Source organism: Maritimibacter sp. UBA3975, from assembly GCF_002384975.1.
GTDB lineage: Bacteria > Pseudomonadota > Alphaproteobacteria > Rhodobacterales > Rhodobacteraceae > Maritimibacter.
In genome coordinates this window covers 107,504-124,918 of record NZ_DGCP01000012.1, presented here as the reverse complement: position 1 = coordinate 124,918, position 17,415 = coordinate 107,504, and the positions used below count along the sequence as shown (strand labels likewise).

The window sequence follows — 17,415 nt, the reverse complement described above, 5'->3', positions numbered from 1 at the left end:
CTTGCCACCCCCGCACGGGTGACTAGAATAGGCCCCTGACGCAGTTACGGCCCCGGCGGCCACAAAGGAAATCCGATGTCCTGGACAGACGAACGAGTCGAAACCCTCAAGAAAATGTGGTCCGAAGGCCAGTCGGCCAGCCAGATCGCCAAGGAACTTGGCGGTGTGACCCGCAACGCCGTGATCGGCAAGGTTCACCGGCTCGGACTGTCCAACCGTGCGGGAGGCGGCACGGCCACGACTTCGACTGCCCCGGCCAAGGAAAAACCCGCCGCGAAAGCTGCGCCCAAGAAGGCGGCGCCGAAGCGCGCGGAGCCGAAGCCGGAGCCGGTCGCAGAGACGGCTGACGCCGAACCGGCGGCCAAGCCGATCCCGGCCCGCAAGCAGATCATCCCGGCGGGCCAGCCGCTCCCCCCGCAGCCGAGCGCGAACGAGATCCCTGCCGAGGCTCTCAAGAAGGTGAGCGAGGTCGAGAAGTCGGCCAAGAAGCTGTCGCTCCTCGAACTGACCGAGCGGACCTGCAAGTGGCCCATCGGCGACCCGGCGACCGAGGATTTCTGGTTCTGCGGTCTGCCCGTGCAGCAGGGCAAACCCTATTGCGAAGCGCATGTCGGCGTAGCGTTCCAGCCGATGTCCTCGCGCCGCGACCGCAAGCGCTGACATGCCGGCGGGCGCAGCGGTTCCGATCCTGCGCTCGTTTTCCGAAGGCGAGGCACGGGATTTCTACCTGCGTTACCTCGGCTTCGACGTTCTCTTCGAACATCGCTTCGCCCCGGAGGCCCCGCTCTACATGGGCCTGAGACTGGGAAACTGCGAGATTCACCTCTCCGAGCATCACGGCGACGCTTCACCCGGGAGCGCGGTGCGGATTGAGGTTTCCGACATCGACGCCTTTCACGCCGAGATTACAGCGCGGGGTCATGCCCGGCTGCGTCCCGGGATCGAGGATCAAAGCTGGGGGGCACGGGAAGTGAATCTTCGCGATCCTTTCGGAAACCGGCTCGTTTTCTGGCAGAGCACCTGACCTCTCTCCGATTGTTTCCAAATTGGACATTGCTCCGAATCCCGGGACGCCCTTATCCTTTGGTTAATTCATTTTCCAAAGGGAGACGGTTTCATGAGAGCCATTCTTCTGCTGCCCATTGCTTTCACGCTTGGCGGCTGCGCCCTGTTCGGAGGCCGCGACGCCCCGAGCGTCGATATCTACGAAACGAGCGGATCGAACGAGATCGCCGTGGCGAGCACCAAGGACGGCATGATGATCGTCGGCGGCGCGACCCGGTTCGACGGCACCGACTACGAGACCTACACCGAGCATATGGTGGATACGGATTCCGGTGATGTCACCGGCACCCGGCACTATGTCATGGTCGAGGGCGAGGTCCTGGACTGTCCGCAGTCGGATTGCTCCGGCACTGTCGCGCGCTACTACGGTGTGCCCGGCGTCCCGGTCGAAAGCGACGGCGAGACTTACATCATCCGCTGAGGCGGAAGATCCATTCACTCGTTGAGCCGAATGAGCGTTTACGAAACCAAAACGCATGCGGTCTCAGGACCCATGCGTTTTGCTTTCCGGTTCTTCGCCTTTTCTCACGGCACACCCTGATCCGCAATAAAACTTCCGATCTGTGGAAGACACCCCCCTCAGGAGGGGGTTGAGGCACCACGATTTCGCGATAATCTGGTGACGTATTCAAAACTTGGGGGAGTTTTCCATGCGTTTCATTCTTGTTCTGACGACGGCTGTGTTCACCCTTTCGGGCTGCGCCGTCGCGCCGATCGTTCTGGCCACATCGACCCAACCGGCCTCGGTCTCGACCAAGTCGCCCATTACGCGGTCTCACATCACCTACAAGAACGAGGAGTACGCGGTAGACACCGTGAAGACGTTCGTAAACGGCAAGCACCGTTTGACCGAACGCACTGTCACCGTGAACGGGCGGGATTATCCCTGCGTGGCCTATGCCGACTGCCTGCACCGCGTGACCGTGGTGCTCGGAGATGCCAAGGACTGAACCACCGCCCGCACAAACCGGTGAGAGCCCTTTCCCGGCGGGCCGTCCCGGCGTATAGCGCGGTCCATGTCCACGAATCCGCCAGACCTCCGCCCTGATCTCGCCCGCGCTGTCGTGCGCGAGGATGCCCGCCCCGGCCAGCCGAAGATCGGCATGGTCAGCCTTGGCTGTCCCAAGGCGTTGGTGGACAGCGAACGCATCCTCACGCGCCTGCGCGCCGAAGGGTATGCGATCAGCCCGGACTATGGCGGGGCGGACGCGGTGATCGTGAACACCTGCGGGTTCCTCGACAGCGCCAAGGCCGAAAGCCTGGAGGCCATCGGCGAGGCGCTGAACGAAAACGGTCGGGTGATCGTCACCGGCTGCCTCGGAGCGGAGCCGGAGTACATCACCGGCGCGCATCCGAGCGTACTGGCTGTCACCGGACCGCATCAGTACGAGCAGGTGCTGGACGCCGTACACACCGCCGTGCCGCCCAGCCCGGACCCTTTCGTGGATCTGTTGCCGTCGCGCGGCGTGAGCCTCACTCCGCGCCACTACAGCTATCTCAAGATTTCCGAAGGCTGCAATCACGCCTGCAAGTTCTGCATCATCCCCGACATGCGCGGCAAGCTTCAGTCGCGGCCGGCTCATGCGGTGGTTCGTGAAGCGGAGAAGCTGGTCGAGGCCGGTGTGCAGGAGCTTCTGGTCATCTCGCAGGATACCTCCGCTTACGGGCTGGATATCCGTTATGCCGAGGAGCGCGGCCACCGTGCCCATATCGCCGACCTCGCCCGTGACCTCGGATCGCTCGGGGCCTGGGTGCGGCTGCACTATGTCTACCCCTACCCGCATGTGCGCGAGCTCATCCCATTGATGGCCGAGGGGCTGATCCTGCCCTACCTCGATATCCCGTTCCAACATGCCGATCCCGGCGTTCTCCGCCGCATGGCGCGGCCAGCAGCGGCGGCGAAGACGCTGGACGAGATCGCGGCGTGGCGGGACGTCTGCCCGGACATCGCCCTGCGCTCCACCTTCATCGTCGGCTACCCCGGCGAGACGGAAGCGGAATTCCAGGTCCTGCTCGACTGGCTCGACGAAGCCCAGCTCGACCGGGTCGGGTGTTTCCAGTACGAGAATGTCGACGGCGCCCGCTCCAACGATCTGCCGGACCATGTGCCCGAGGAGGTGAAAGAGGAGCGCTGGCACCGGTTCATGGAGAAGGCGCAGGCCATATCCGAGGCCAAGCTCGAGGCGAAAGTTGGCAAACGGATCGAGGTCATCGTGGACGAGGTGGAGGCGGACGCCGCCACCTGCCGCACCAAGGCCGATGCGCCCGAAATCGACGGCTGCCTGTTCATTGACGAGGGCCACGAAGCGCTGGTCCCGGGGCAGATCGTGACGGTCGAGGTGGACGAAGCCGGGGAATACGATCTTTGGGGCAAGCTCATCGCCTGATTGTTTCCACACGGCAAACAATCACCACCGCGCTTCCAAGATCCTGCCCACGTCTCGTCCAGATGCCGCAATACCCCTCTTCTCGTTGATAAGCGAAAAGGGGCTGGCGATGATCGAAATTGCCGAATTTGAGATGGCGTATTCAGCGGTGCCGAAGGCGGGCTGCACATCGGTGAAAACGGCGATTGCCGAGTTGTTGGGCGAACGACCCGCAGAGGACGACGAATACGCGGTCCATCCGAAACTGCCGACCCGCCGTTTCGCGCCAAGGCGGTTTCACCGGTACGACGGGTGGCATCGCTTTACCGTGGTCCGCGACCCGATCAAGCGCCTCTTGTCGGTTTATACCGACCTCGTCGCGACGCGGAATATCCTGCGCAATTCTGCGAATATCCGGCGGGGCCGCGTCGATCTGCCGGTCAAGCCAGACCCGGACTTCTTCTTCCAGAACCTCGATGCCTACCGATCCGCCGCCTCGGTCATCAAACACCACGCGTTGAGACAGATCCTGTTCACGGGTCCCGACCTCACGCTCTACGATCAGGTATACGACGTGTCGCAGCTTGGAAGACTCGGAGAGGATCTGAGCCTGATGACGGGCCGGCCCGTTTCGTTCGACAAACCCATGAACGCGTCGAAGTTCCGGCTGAAACTGGACGACCTCGTGCCCGCGTCGCGCGATGTCATTCACGCAAATGCAGCGGACGACTACGCGGCATTCGGCGGCTATCTGGCCGAAGCCGCGTAAGCCGCCGGGGAGGTCGTTTCACATGCCTGCACAATTCCCCCAATTTTCACAAATTGCGCCGCATCGGCGCCTCAAACCCTCGTCATTCTTGCAGCAAGTTATCGCAGAGGGGCGAACCCATGGTGGAATTCGAGGAGTTTGAACTGGCCTATGTGCCGGTGCCCAAGGCGGGCAGCACGGCGCTCAAGACGGCGCTTGCGGCATTGCGCGAGGACACGCCGGATGCGGATGACGCGGCCTGGGTCCATAACCGGATGCCGACGCGTCGGTTCAATCCGGACGCCTTTTCCCGCACCGCGGATTTCTGGCGCTTCACCGTCATTCGCGATCCGATCGAGCGGCTGCTTGCGGTCTATACCGACCTAATCGTGGAGCGTGACGTTCTGGCTTATGCGGGAGACGTGCAGCGTGGCCGGATCAACCTGCCGACACGGCCCGACCCGGATTTCTTTTTCCAGAACCTCGACCGTTACCGCGCCGCCGTTTTCGCGATCAAGCATCACGCCATGAAGCAAATGGTGTTCACGGGGCCGAGTCTGGACGTCTACGACAGGGTCTATGACGCGGGCCGGCTGGAGGAACTATGCGCCGAGGTGTCGGGCATGACCGGTCGCACCGTGATCGTGAGAGAGACGTCTCGAGGCGAACCGCTGAATCTGGGCGATCTCAAGCCGGAGACCCGCGCGATCATCCGCAATGAGGCCGCGCCGGATTACGCCGCCTTTTCTGGCTTCCTCGCCGCCGCCTGACCGACGCAGCTCATCAGCACTCCGGCAGGTTGACCGCGATCCCGCCCTGCGAGGTCTCCTTGTAACGTGAATCCATGTCACGGCCCGTCTGGAGCATCACGCGGATGCAGTTGTCGAGCGGCAGGATGTGCTCCCCGTCCGAGCGCAGCGCGAGCGAGGCCGCCGACACCGCCTTGATCGCCCCCATTGCGTTGCGTTCGATGCACGGCACCTGCACAAGGCCCTTTGCCGGGTCGCAGGTCATGCCAAGATGATGCTCCAGCGCAATTTCGGCTGCGTTTTCAACCTGTTCGTTGGCCCCGCCCAACGCGGCGCAGAGCCCGGCGGCGGCCATTGCCGCGGCCGATCCGACTTCGCCCTGACAGCCAACTTCGGCCCCTGAGATCGACGCATTGGCCTTGATCAGCCCACCGATGGCGGCGGCGGTCAGCAGGAAATCTCGCCGCTTCTCATCCGTCACCTCGTCGGCCATGTGATCGCGCCAGTATCGCAGGACGGCCGGGAGCGTCCCTGCCGCCCCGTTGGTGGGCGACGTGACGACCCGGCCCCCTGCGGCGTTCTCCTCGTTCACCGCCATCGCGTAGGCCGAGATCCAGTCATTCACCACATGCGGCGCGTTGCGGTTGGAATAGCGCTGCGCGGTCAGGTCGTCGTGTAGTTTCTTCGCCCGGCGCTTCACGTTCAGCCCGCCGGGCAGTGTGCCCTCCTGCGTAAAGCCCCGGTCGATGCAGTCCATCATCGCGTCGGCCAGCCCGTCGAGGCCAGCGTCGAGGCCGTCTTCGCCATGTGCCTCCTCGTTAGCGCGTTTCATCTGTGCGATTGTCAGGCCGGCGCGCTTGCCCATTGCCAGCATCTGTTCCGCCGAGCCGAAGGGATAGGGATAGCCGAGCGCGCGTTTCTGGTCAGACAGGCTCGTGCCCTGTTCGGCGGTCAGTTCCGCTTCCGTCACGACAAAGCCGCCGCCGACCGAGAAATAGGAGATCGTGAGATAGGGGTTCCCGGCCCCATCCACCGCGCGGAACACCATCCCGTTCGCGTGCTGTTCAAGCGGCGGGCCGAAGTCGAAGTGGAGATCTGTTTCCGGGTTGAAGGCCAGCGGCGGCAGCCCCTCGGGGTCGAGCCGTCCGGACGCTTTGAGCTTCGCGATAAGTGCATCTCCGCGCTCCGGGTCCATCGTCTCGGGCAGCTCGCCGAGCAAACCGAGGATCACGGCGCGGTCTGTGTGGTGCCCTTTGCCGGTCCATGCCAGCGAGCCGTGCAACGATACGCTCACTCCGGCCATATCGCCCGCGCCCGGAATCCGCTCGTTATGCCTGAGCGCGTCGAGGAACCGGGCGGCGGCGACCATCGGCCCCATCGTGTGCGAGGATGAGGGGCCGATGCCGAGTTTGAAGATGTCGAAGACCGAGATGAACATGCTGACCCCTGTTGCGCTGGGATCAGCCTAGTCTTTCCCTCGTCCGGGCACATTCAGTCCACGACATGCCCGCTGCAAAGCGCGACATTCCGCGGAGGCGTCCGGGTTTACGCGTCCTGAAGCGATGTGACTTCAAGCTCGCCTTCGAGCCGCGACTGCATGGCCCGCGCGGCGGCGTGGCTGGCGGCAGCCGTGGTGAAGTACGGGATCTTGTCGTAGAGCGCGACCGAACGCATCGTCCGGCTGTCCTCGACCGCCTGCGCGCCTTCGGTGGTGTTCATCACGAGATGGACGAGTCCGTCCTTCATGATGTCCACGATTGTCCGGCCACCTTCGTACTGCTTGCGCACCACCTCGGTCTCGATTCCAGCGCCGTTCAGGAATTTGGCCGTGCCGCTCGTCGCCATGATGGTAAACCCCATGTCCTTGAGGATCTGGGCGGTTTCGGCCATCTGGTCGGTCTTGTCGGTATCGCGGATCGAAAAGAACACGGTGCCTTCGGTGGGCAGCATCGTTCCCGCGCCGAGCTGTGCCTTGAGGAAGGCACGGGCGAAGCTCTTGTCCGATCCCATGACTTCGCCGGTGGAGCGCATTTCCGGGCCAAGCAGCGTGTCGACGCCGGGGAAGCGGGCGAAGGGCAGGACCGCCTCTTTCACCGCGAACTTGTCGATCAGCGGGTCCACGAGGTCGAACTTGTCGAGCGTCTCGCCAGCCATGACCCGCGCGGCGATGGAGGCGATAGGGGAATTCACGGCCTTGGCCACGAAGGGCACCGTGCGCGAGGCGCGCGGGTTCACTTCGATGAGGTAGATGTCGCCTTCCTTCACCGCGAACTGCACATTCATGAGGCCGACGACGCCCAATTCGAGCGCGATCGCTTCGGACTGGCGTTTCAGCTCGTCGATGATGTCCATCGGAAGCGAATAGGGCGGGAGCGAACAGGCACTGTCGCCGGAGTGGACGCCCGCCTCTTCGATATGCTGCATGATGCCCGCGACGTGGACCGTCGTCCCGTCGCAGAGCGCATCCACGTCGATCTCGACCGCGCCCGACAGGTAGCTGTCGAGAAGAACCGGGCTGTCGCCCGACACCACGACGGCGTCGCGGATGTAGCGTTTGAGCCCGTCCATGTCGCGCACGATCTCCATCGCGCGCCCACCGAGAACATAGGAGGGGCGGATGACCAGCGGGAAGCCGATGCTGTCGGCAATCTCAAGCGCTTCTTCGTCCGAATGTGCGATTCCATTGTTCGGCTGCTTGAGGCCGAGACGGTTCACGAGATCCTGGAACCGTTCCCGGTCTTCGGCAAGGTCGATCGCGTCGGGCGAGGTGCCGAGAATCGGGATGCCTGCTGCCTCAAGGTCATTGGCGAGTTTCAGGGGCGTCTGACCGCCGAACTGCACGATCACGCCGTGCAGCGTGCCCGCATCCTGCTCCACGCGCAGGACTTCCATGACGTGTTCGAAAGTGAGCGGCTCGAAATACAACCGGTCGGACGTATCATAGTCGGTCGATACCGTCTCGGGGTTGCAGTTGATCATGATGGTTTCGTAGCCGGCGTCGGTCAGGCTGAAACAGGCGTGGCAGCAGCAGTAATCGAACTCGATCCCCTGCCCGATCCGGTTCGGACCGCCACCAAGGATGACGACCTTCTTGCGGTCCGAGGGCCGCGCCTCGCATTCCACCTCGCCCATCATCGGGGCTTCGTAGGTCGAATACATATAGGGAGTCTGCGCTTCGAATTCGGCCGCACAGGTGTCGATCCGCTTGAACACGGCGTTTACGCCGAGATTCTGACGCGCGCGGCGCACCTGTCCTTCGTCGCGCCCGGTGAGCGTGGCAAGGCGGGCGTCGGTGAAGCCCATCATCTTCAGCTCCCGCAGCCCCTCTTCGGACACGGGCAGGCCGTCATGGCGCACGCGCTCCTCGGCATCCACGATCTCGCGGATGCGGGCGAGGAACCAGGGGTCGAATTGGGTGACGCCGAAAATCTCATCATCCGACAGGCCATGACGCATCGCCTGCGCGATGGTGCGCATCCGGTCGGGAGTCTTTTTCGAGAGGGCCGCGATCACGGCGGCGGTATCCGGTGCGCCTTCGATCATGACCTCGTCGAAGCCGGTCAGGCCGGATTCCATCGACGCCAGCGCCTTTTGCAGCGACTCGTGGATGGTACGGCCTATCGCCATCGCCTCACCCACCGACTTCATGGCGGTGGTCAGGTTCGGCTCGGACCCCGGGAATTTCTCGAAGGCGAATTTCGGGATCTTGGTGACGACGTAGTCGATGGTCGGCTCGAACGACGCCGGCGTGACCTTGGTGATGTCGTTGTCCAGCTCGTCGAGCGTGTAGCCAACGGCCAGTTTCGCGGCGATCTTTGCGATGGGGAAGCCCGTCGCCTTGGACGCGAGCGCCGAAGAGCGCGACACGCGCGGGTTCATCTCGATCACGACCATGCGGCCGCTGTCGGGGTTCACCGCCCACTGGACGTTGGAGCCGCCGGTTTCCACCCCGATCTCGCGCAGCACATTGATCGAGTGCGTGCGCATCAGTTGGTATTCCTTGTCGGTCAGCGTCAGCGCCGGGGCCACGGTGATCGAATCGCCGGTGTGGACGCCCATCGGGTCCACGTTCTCGATGGCGCAGACGATGATGGCGTTGTCGGCCTTGTCGCGCACGACCTCCATCTCGAACTCTTTCCAGCCCAGAAGCGACTCGTCGACGAGGATCTGGTTCACGGGCGAGGCGTCCATGCCGGAGCGGCAGTAATAGATGTATTCTTCGCGGTTATAGGCGATGCCGCCCCCGGTGCCGCCGAGCGTGAAGGCCGGGCGGATGATGGCGGGGAGGCCGATGTCCTCGAGCGTTTCGAGCGCGATCTGCACGCCCTTTTCAAGGTCGGCCTTGCCATCCGCTTTCTTGGGTGCGGTGACGATGGTGGCGCGCGGGTTCTCGATGCCCAGACGGTCCATCGCTTCGCGGAAGAGCTTCCGGTCCTCTGCCATTTCAATGGCTTCGCGCTTGGCGCCGATCAACTCGACACCGTGTTCCTCCAGCACGCCCATGTCGGCGAGTGCCAGTGCGGTGTTGAGGCCGGTCTGTCCGCCCATCGTGGGCAGAAGCGCGTCGGGCTTTTCTTTGGCGATGATCTTGGCGACGATCTCGGGCGTGATCGGCTCGATATAGGTGGCGTCGGCCAGACCGGGGTCGGTCATGATCGTCGCCGGGTTCGAGTTGACGAGGATGACGCGGTAGCCCTCTTCGCGCAGCGCCTTGCAGGCCTGTGCGCCGGAGTAGTCGAATTCGCAGGCTTGCCCGATGATGATTGGCCCTGCGCCGATGATCATGATGGACTGGATGTCGGTTCTCTTCGGCATGTCGTCACCCTCTGACCAGGCCCGCGGCACCGGGGCTCCGGTCCGCAAATTCTCGTGGGTTATAGACGTGGCGCGGCGGGGAGCAAGGGGGTGCGCCGAAAATCACTACGGGTTCGCCTCGCGCCGGGCCGCGACCACGACGAGGGCGAGCATGATAAGTGCCGCCCCGGTGTTCAGCGCGACGGGAAGGAGGCCCGTGCCGCGGGTGTCTCCGGCAATGACGAGGGCGGGCAGGCTCAGGGGCAGCGCGATGAAGAGGATAGCGCCCAGCGCGGCGCGGCGCAGCAGCACTTCAATCAGGCCGGGGAGCAGGATGAGCGGCAGGATCAGGTAGTGGACCCAACCCAGAGGCGAGGCCAGCGTCGTCAGGAGCGCGAGGCCCATCAAGCGGGTCCAGAGCCTCAGCCGCAGTGCCAGATTGCGTGTACCCCACCAAAGTGCCACGACGCCGGCGGCGAGGAACCCGCGGACTGTCCAGCTGATCCAATCCTCACCCCCGACCATGTGGGGTCGGGCCGAAAGGTCTCCGGTGCCGTTGGCGAAGGACTGAAGGTAGTAGAATGCCTGCTCAAGGCTCACGTTGATCGGGCTGACGAGAATCTGGTTCTCGATGGCTGCAAGCTTGGCCAGAAGCTCGGCGTGGAGAGGCCAGCCAGCCGCACCGAGTGAGGCGAGCGCGAGCACCGCGCCGGTGGCCACAAAGGCGGCGAGCGCAGTCCAGCGCCGTTCCATTGCGAAAATCAGGACGATGAGCGCCGGCGTCAACTTGATCGCCGCCGCGAGCGCGAGGCAGCCGCCCGCCAGAATGTCGCGCCGGTCTGCGAGGGCCACGACCGCAGCCAGCGTGAAGGCGGCGACGATCACCTGCGGCTGACCGAACCAGAAGGACATGTATCCCGGCGCCGTCACCAACATCAGGGCGAAGCTGATCACCACCCAACCGACCGGGCCGATCTGGATCGGACGCATCAGCCGCCATGTGAGCCAAATCATCCAGACGGTCGCGGCGGCGTTGATCACCAGCACCGCGTTAAAGAATGTCTGCGCCGGAATGGCGGTCGCGACGGGCGCGAGCGCCGCGGCCCAGAGCGGCGGGTAGAGGAACGGGGTAAATGCCGGGCCGGTGAACCCTTCGGAGTGCGCCCAATCCTGCCATGCCGATGGCGGGTCCGGCAGGAACGGCGCCCCGCCCGAGGCGTACACATTCGCGAAGTCGCCGGTCCCGAAGGAACGCGCGGCGTAGTAGATCGCTGAAAGGTCGATCTTCCACGACCCCCAGTTCAGAAAGACGATGGCAACGGCCCAGACCCCAGCGACAAGCACGGTGATCAGGGTTTCGCGGCTCATGCGTAAAGGTACTCGCGATTCGTTGGGACCGCGTGCTGATCGTGGGCAAGCTGGAATTGATAGATCACGAGCCCGAGCTCGGAAAAGCTCATCTCGGAGGCCGTCAGATAATAGCGCCACATGCGCACGAATTTTTCGTCGAACATGTCGCGGACCTTGTCCACGTTGAGCTCGAACCGCGCTTTCCATGCCTGGATGGTGCGGATGTAGTGGTCACGCCAGACCTCGATATCGGTGGGGAGAAGATCGACCTTCTCAACTTCGGTCATCACTTCTGACATCGCGGGGATATAGCCGCCCGGGAAGATATACTTATGGATGAAGGGCGAGGTCTGGCCCGGCGGGGTCGTGCGCCCGATCGTGTGGACGAGCGCGACACCGTCCGGCGCCAGCACCCTGGACACCTGATTCATGAAGATCGGGTACTGCGGCTGGCCGACGTGCTCCATCATCCCAACGACGACGACACGGTCGAATGTCTCTTCCAGATGGCGGTAGTCCATCAGGCGAAAGTCGCACAGGTCGGAAACACCCGCGTCCTCGGCGCGCTTGCGGGCTGCCGCGAGCTGTTCTTTCGACAAGGTGACACCCGTCATTTTCGCACCGAAGGTCTTGGCGAGATACACCGACAACCCGCCCCAGCCGCAGCCGATGTCGAGAACGCGCATCCCCGGCTCGATCAGGAGCTTCTTGCCGATGTGGTGCATCTTGGCCCGCTGCGCCGCATCGAGATCGAGGTTCGGGCGGTCGAAATAACCGCAGGTGTATTGCAGATTTTCGTCGAGAAAGAGCTCGTAGAGGTCCACCGGCAGGTCGTAATGCACCTCGACGTTTCGTTTCGCGATTCCCAGCGGGTTGTGTTGCGCGATACGGCGCAGCCCCGTGCGCGCACCTGCCGCTGCCGCCGAGAAGCGGCCCGATCCGTTCTTGCGCACATTGCGCGAGATGAGCCGGAGAAAGCCGGTGAGGTCGTCGTCATCGACCGTCAGCCCGCCCTCCATGTACCCTTCGCCCAAAGCGAGCTCTGGATTCTTCATCAGGCGAACCAACAGGCCCGGATCCGTGATCCGCAGATGAACGGGTGTGCCCGAGCCGTCGCCGTAGCGTTGCTCCAACCCGTCCGGCCACGTAATTGTCAGTGCCCCATCCGTCACGAGGCGCGACACCATGCGCCTCAGTGTCCCTGCAAACATAGAATTTGTCCCGTCGCTGTCCGTCAGCGTCGGCACTCTAAACCTCGTTTGCAAAAGGCGAAAGCGGATAGGTCAGGTTTATTCCGCCGCCTTTGCGAAAGCCGTATCCTTGCGCTGGCGCTCGCCCTCGTAGGGATAGAGGTAATCGCGCGTGATCGGCGCGGCCTCCATATGCTTGCCGATCTGCACCTGGTAGACGAGGAGCGAGCCGACGCGAAACGCGGCCTCCATGCACAGGAGGTAGTAGCGCCACATCCGCACGAAGCGGTCGTCATAGATCTCGCGCGCCTTGTCCGCCTTTTCCATGAAGCGATCGTGCCACAGGCCCAGTGTCTTGGAGTAATGCGTGCGCAGCACTTCGATGTCCTGCGTGACGAGGTAATGCTTGTCGACCGCCGCCTGCATCTCGGACAAGGCGGGCGAATAGCCGCCCGGGAAGATGTATTTCACCATCCACGGGTCCGAATAGTTGGGCGGCCCGACATGGCCGATGGTGTGGATGAGCGCGAGGCCGTCCTCGGTCAGGAGGTCGTTCACCTTGCCGAAATACTGTTCGTAATATGGCGTGCCCACGTGCTCGAACATGCCCACCGACACGATCCGGTCGAAGGTTTCGGTCACGTCGCGATAGTCCTGCATCCGGAAATCGCACTGATCGGACAAACCGGCCTCCTCGGCGCGCTTCACGGCGATGGCGTGCTGTTCCCTGGACAGCGTCACCCCCACGACCTTGACGCCGTAGTGGCGGGCGAGGGTCAGCGCCATGCCGCCCCAGCCACAGCCGATGTCGAGCACGGTCATCCCGGGCTTCAGGTTCAGCTTGTGGGCGATGTGGTGCTTCTTGGCCTCCTGGGCCTCGTCCAGCGTCAGGTCGGGCTGCGCGAAGTAGGCGCAGGAATACTGCTTGTCCACGTCGAGAAACAGGTCGTAGAGCTCGCCCGACAAGTCATAATGATGCGCCACGTTCGAGCGCGACCTGAACGGGTTGTTGGCCATCCCGAGCTTACGAAACGTCTGTTTCGTCACGTCCAGCGGCTTTTGGAACCATGGCCGCTCTGCCTTGTAAACACCGGGCAGCGCCACGGCGAAGAACTCGCGCAGATCGTTGATCTCGATCGACCCGTCCATGTACCCCTCGCCCACCGCGAGTTCCGGGTTCAGCACGAGCTGGCGCACGATTCTGTCGTCCCTGAGCCGCACATGCGCTTCGGGCGATCCGCTCCCGTAACGGCGCGTCGAGCCGTCGGGCAAGGTGATGTTGAGCGTGCCGTGGCGGAGAAACCGCTTCAGCATGATGTCAAGCAATGCAGTCCACATATCAGGCTCCCTGATTGGCCGGCTCTTTCGGCCGGCTCCCCAATTCGCTTATGTGCTCCTCCCCGCGACCCCGCGTCGGAGAGTGGTTTTCACCCTAAATGCCGCCTCACAGTGAATATTTTTGGCAAAAACTTGCGTTCTGTAAAGGTTCTTGGCGCACCGATGGTTCCCGCGCCGGCGCAAAACCCCCTGTCGGGCTTGACTTCACCGGCCTCGCAAGGTGTATCGACCCGGACTGAAACGAGCCCCGAGGGACCATCATGCACGCCTACCGCAGCCATACCTGCGCCGACCTCACCAAGGCCGATGTTGGCGACACCATCCGCCTGTCCGGCTGGGTCCATCGCGTGCGCGACCACGGCGGCGTGCTGTTCATCGACCTGCGCGATCACTACGGCGTGACCCAGATTCTCGCGGACGAGGACAGCCCGGTTTTCGCCGAGGTGGAGAAGCTGCGCTCGGAATACTGTATCCGCATAGACGGCAAGGTGCTGGCGCGCGACGAGAGCCTCGTGAACCCCAAGCTGCCCACGGGCGAAATCGAGGTGTTCATACAGGACATGGAGGTTCTGGGCGCCGCCGACGAACTCCCGCTCATGGTGTTCGGCGATCAGGAATACCCCGAGGAAACCCGCCTGCGCTATCGCTATCTCGACCTGCGTCGCGAAGAGATGCAGTCGAACATCACGCTGCGCTCGGACGTTGTCGCCTCCATGCGCCGGCGGATGTGGGACCAGAATTTCCGCGAATACCAGACGCCGATCATCACGGCTTCCTCGCCCGAAGGCGCGCGCGACTTTCTCGTGCCGTCGCGCCTCCACCCCGGCAAGTTCTATGCGCTGCCGCAGGCCCCGCAGCTCTTCAAGCAGCTCATCATGGTGTCGGGCTTCGACAAGTATTTCCAGATCGCGCCCTGCTTCCGCGACGAGGACCCGCGCGCCGACCGGTCGCCCACGGATTTCTATCAGCTCGACATCGAGATGAGTTTCGTCGAGCAGCAGGACATCTTCGACACGATCCAGCCGGTGATCCAGGGCGTGTTCGAGGAATTCGGCAAGGGCCGCAAGGTGGACGAGGTGTGGCCGCAAATCTCCTATGCCGACGCCGCGCTGTGGTATGGCACGGACAAGCCGGACCTGCGCAACCCGATCAAGATGCAGGTCGTGTCCGAGCATTTCGCGGGTTCCGGCTTCGCAATTTTCGCGAAACTGCTGGAGCAGGACGGGACCGAGATCCGCGCCATTCCCGCACCGACCGGTGGGTCGCGCAAGTTCTGCGACCGGATGAATGCCTTCGCCCAGAAAGAGGGCCTGCCGGGGATGGGGTACATCTTCTGGCGTGATGGCGACAACGGGATGGAAGCCGCGGGACCGCTGGCCAAGAACATCGGGCCGGAACGCACCGAGGCGATCCGCGAGCAACTGGGCCTCGGCGTGGGTGACGCCGCGTTCTTCCTTGGTGGCAAGCCCGATGCGTTCCAGCGTGTCGCGGGCCGGGCGCGTGATGTGATCGGCGAGGAGCTGGGACTGACCGAACAGGATCGCTTCGCCTTCGCCTGGATCGTGGACTTCCCGATGTACGAAGCGGACGAAGAGACCGGCGAAATCGACTTCTCGCACAACCCGTTCTCGATGCCGCAGAACCTCGACGACCTCGACGGCGACCCGCTCTCGGTGCTTGGCTATCAGTATGACCTCGCGTGTAACGGCTATGAGCTGATCTCGGGCGCGATCCGCAATCACAAGCGGGACGTGATGTTCAAGGTGTTCGAGAAAGCCGGATACGGTCAGGACGAGGTCGAGAAACGATTTGGTGGTCTCGCGCGCGCGTTCCAGTATGGCGCCCCACCGCACGGCGGCTGCGCCGCGGGCATCGACCGGATCGTGATGCTTCTGGCAGACGAGGACAACATCCGCGAAGTGATGATGTTCCCGATGAACCAGCGTGCCGAAGACCTGATGATGGGCGCCCCGTCCGAGCCTGCGAACGAGCAATTGCGGGAGCTGTCGCTGCGGGTGATCGAGCCGCCGAAAGACTGACCCTCAAGCCACCCTACACGAGAAACGCCCGCTCGGTTGAGCGGGCGTTTCCGATTGAAGTGCACCTTTAGACCTCAATCCTCAAGATGGTCCTCTTTCTTCTTCTGGACCAGACCGAGTTCCTTTTGTTTGCGATCGAGGAAGCGCTTGCCGTAAGCGTCGTTGTCCTCTTCGCCCACGACCTTGCGCGCACGGGTAAAGACCTCGTCCTCTTCCTCTTCCATGTGGTGTTCGTAGTCGTGCTTGAGCGTCTTGAAACGGGTCAGCCAACCAGGGGAGGACATGTCCATCTCGTTAAGCTCATCAACGATCTCGTCCATCTCGTGATGCTCGGAGACCGAGTGGCGGGCAGCATCCTGACCCCAGGTCTGCTTCATCAGGACCGCGTAAAATTCTTCTTCTTCGGCGGCCGAATGGCTTTTGATGTCGCAATAGAACGCGTTCCAGGCCTCGCGGCGTTCCTGGCTGTCGCCCTCGGTGCTGGCGATCCTGTCCAGCAGGTCGCGGTGTTTTTCGTGGTCTGCTGCAATCGCGTCGTAGATCGAGGGCATTGCGCGTCCTTTCGTGAGGTTATCGGCTGGGCATCAAACGCCCGGCGGCCCACTGCGGTTCCGCGTCGGTCACGGCGATATCGGCGCGTTACAACGAGGAACGGCGCAGCTCTGCTAAGCTGCGCCGTCGTCCCTCGAAATTCTTGGAGTGCCCTTAGCTGGGCAGGTGCCGGACCTGAGTCTCGACCTGTTGAACCGTCGCATTGGAGAGGTCGTCGGGACCACCGGTCAACGTGAGCACGACGGATGCCGCCATCATGGCGGTCCCGGCGAGCAGAACGGTCCAGTCGATCAGGGCGTTGCCCTTTTCGTCGTTTGTGAAGGTCTCGAAGACTTTTTGCATCCCGTATCTCCAATGTGTCGGCGTATTCGACATGACGTTGATGGCCTCGAAATGCGGCAGGAATTGGGGCGTGCCGTGCCGGAAGTGGCACCGTTTAGGGGTTTTGTCGGGACACAGTTTGCTCAATAAGCATTGGGAAATGGTTAATGATCGCGAACAGATGACGGACGATGCGCCTTTGGGAACCCCGGTCGAGGGATGGCGGGTGCCGCCGCGCCCGCAGGGCTTCACGCTTACCGGCCGCCATGCCGTGCTGGAGCCGCTGTCGGCCGACCGGCACGCCGCCGACCTGTTCCGGGCATTCGAGGGCTATGACAGGCTGTGGGATTACATGCCCGTGGGCCCATTCTCGTCCTCCTCTGCCTTTCACCGCTGGATGCGCGACGCCACTGCGGGCGACGACCCGCATTTCCTGGCCATCCGTGACGTGGCGAGCGGGCGCTGGGTCGGCTTCTGTTCCCTGCTGCGCATCGCACCGGAGGCCGGTTCGATCGAAGTCGGCTTCATCACCTTCTCGCCGGAGTTGCAGCGCACACGCGCGGCGACCGAGGCGATGTATCTGCTGATGAAATGGGCATTCGAGGCCGGATACCGCCGCTATGAATGGAAGTGCAACGCGCTCAACATGGCCTCGCGGCGGGCCGCACAGCGGCTTGGCTTCAGCTTCGAAGGCGTGTTCCGGCAGCACATGGTCGTGAAGGGCCGCAACCGCGATACAGCCTGGTTTGCCGCGATCGACAGCGAGTGGCCCGCACTCAGTGAAGCGTTTCGGGTGTGGCTCGACCCCGCGAATTTCGATACGGCCGGAGTTCAGCGCGAAAGCTTGTCCGACCTGACGGCCCTCGTCCGGGCGCACGGCGATCCTGCATTGAGGCGCTGAGG

16 protein-coding genes are annotated in these 17,415 nt (G+C 63.2%); 9 read left to right on the top strand and 7 right to left on the bottom strand.

Annotated elements, in window-relative coordinates; all coding sequences use genetic code 11:
* The first annotated feature begins 75 nt into the window (after window positions 1–75).
* The 7 genes from B2585_RS14460 to B2585_RS14430 all read left to right on the top strand — a co-directional run bounded on the left by B2585_RS14460 (window position 76) and on the right by B2585_RS14430 (window position 4,949).
* Complete coding sequence (locus tag B2585_RS14460) at window positions 76–660, top strand: GcrA family cell cycle regulator (RefSeq protein ID WP_292024505.1); 585 nt, start codon at window positions 76–78, stop codon at window positions 658–660.
* 1 nt (window position 661) lies between these two features.
* On the top strand, window positions 662–1,024 hold the full coding sequence (locus tag B2585_RS14455; protein WP_292024503.1) for a glyoxalase superfamily protein: 363 nt from the start codon (window positions 662–664) through the stop codon (window positions 1,022–1,024).
* A gap of 93 nt (window positions 1,025–1,117) precedes the next feature.
* Entirely contained in the window at window positions 1,118–1,486 is a 369-nt protein-coding gene (locus B2585_RS14450) for a hypothetical protein (RefSeq protein WP_292024501.1), read from the top strand.
* A 229-nt stretch (window positions 1,487–1,715) separates the two neighbouring features.
* Window positions 1,716–2,015, top strand: a complete 300-nt coding sequence (locus B2585_RS14445) for a hypothetical protein (RefSeq protein WP_292024499.1) — start codon at window positions 1,716–1,718, stop codon at window positions 2,013–2,015.
* Between the two features lie 66 nt (window positions 2,016–2,081).
* Complete coding sequence (rimO, locus tag B2585_RS14440; RefSeq protein WP_292024497.1) at window positions 2,082–3,452, top strand: 30S ribosomal protein S12 methylthiotransferase RimO; 1,371 nt, start codon at window positions 2,082–2,084, stop codon at window positions 3,450–3,452.
* A 109-nt stretch (window positions 3,453–3,561) separates the two neighbouring features.
* Window positions 3,562–4,200, top strand: coding sequence for a sulfotransferase family 2 domain-containing protein (locus tag B2585_RS14435; protein ID WP_292024494.1), 639 nt, complete (start codon window positions 3,562–3,564; stop codon window positions 4,198–4,200).
* A gap of 119 nt (window positions 4,201–4,319) precedes the next feature.
* Window positions 4,320–4,949, top strand: coding sequence for a sulfotransferase family 2 domain-containing protein (locus tag B2585_RS14430; protein WP_292024492.1), 630 nt, complete (start codon window positions 4,320–4,322; stop codon window positions 4,947–4,949).
* A 13-nt stretch (window positions 4,950–4,962) separates the two neighbouring features.
* Here B2585_RS14430 and B2585_RS14425 read toward each other — a convergent pair whose 3' ends face one another.
* From B2585_RS14425 to B2585_RS14405, 5 genes are all read right to left on the bottom strand, one after another.
* Window positions 4,963–6,366, bottom strand: a complete 1,404-nt coding sequence (locus B2585_RS14425; protein ID WP_292024491.1) for an L-serine ammonia-lyase — start codon at window positions 6,364–6,366, stop codon at window positions 4,963–4,965.
* Between the two features lie 107 nt (window positions 6,367–6,473).
* On the bottom strand, window positions 6,474–9,743 hold the full coding sequence (gene carB, locus B2585_RS14420; RefSeq protein WP_292024489.1) for a carbamoyl-phosphate synthase large subunit: 3,270 nt from the start codon (window positions 9,741–9,743) through the stop codon (window positions 6,474–6,476).
* Window positions 9,744–9,848: 105 nt separating this feature from the next.
* Window positions 9,849–11,090, bottom strand: coding sequence for a glycosyltransferase family 87 protein (locus B2585_RS14415; protein ID WP_292024487.1), 1,242 nt, complete (start codon window positions 11,088–11,090; stop codon window positions 9,849–9,851).
* Entirely contained in the window at window positions 11,087–12,283 is a 1,197-nt protein-coding gene (locus tag B2585_RS14410; protein ID WP_292024485.1) for an SAM-dependent methyltransferase, read from the bottom strand. The genes B2585_RS14415 and B2585_RS14410 overlap by 4 nt, the downstream gene beginning before the upstream one ends.
* A 78-nt stretch (window positions 12,284–12,361) precedes the next feature.
* Entirely contained in the window at window positions 12,362–13,576 is a 1,215-nt protein-coding gene (locus B2585_RS14405) for a cyclopropane-fatty-acyl-phospholipid synthase family protein (protein ID WP_349678316.1), read from the bottom strand.
* Between the two features lie 284 nt (window positions 13,577–13,860).
* Between B2585_RS14405 and aspS the strand changes: the two genes are divergently transcribed.
* Entirely contained in the window at window positions 13,861–15,639 is a 1,779-nt protein-coding gene (gene aspS, locus B2585_RS14400; protein ID WP_292024483.1) for an aspartate--tRNA ligase, read from the top strand.
* A 74-nt stretch (window positions 15,640–15,713) separates the two neighbouring features.
* Here the strand turns inward: aspS and B2585_RS14395 are convergent, their stop codons facing one another.
* Together B2585_RS14395 and B2585_RS14390 are read right to left on the bottom strand one after the other, a co-directional pair.
* Window positions 15,714–16,190: a hemerythrin domain-containing protein gene (locus B2585_RS14395; protein ID WP_292024480.1), complete on the bottom strand. Its 477-nt coding sequence runs from the start codon at window positions 16,188–16,190 to the stop codon at window positions 15,714–15,716.
* A 154-nt stretch (window positions 16,191–16,344) separates the two neighbouring features.
* Window positions 16,345–16,533 (bottom strand): hypothetical protein, encoded by a 189-nt coding sequence (locus tag B2585_RS14390; RefSeq protein ID WP_292024479.1) that lies wholly within the window; start codon window positions 16,531–16,533, stop codon window positions 16,345–16,347.
* Window positions 16,534–16,693: 160 nt separating this feature from the next.
* Here B2585_RS14390 and B2585_RS14385 point away from each other — a divergent pair, with 160 nt between their 5' ends.
* Window positions 16,694–17,413 carry a GNAT family N-acetyltransferase gene (locus tag B2585_RS14385; protein ID WP_292024994.1) on the top strand — a complete coding sequence of 240 codons (720 nt, stop codon included), beginning with the start codon at window positions 16,694–16,696 and terminating at the stop codon, window positions 17,411–17,413.
* Window positions 17,414–17,415 lie beyond the last annotated feature (2 nt).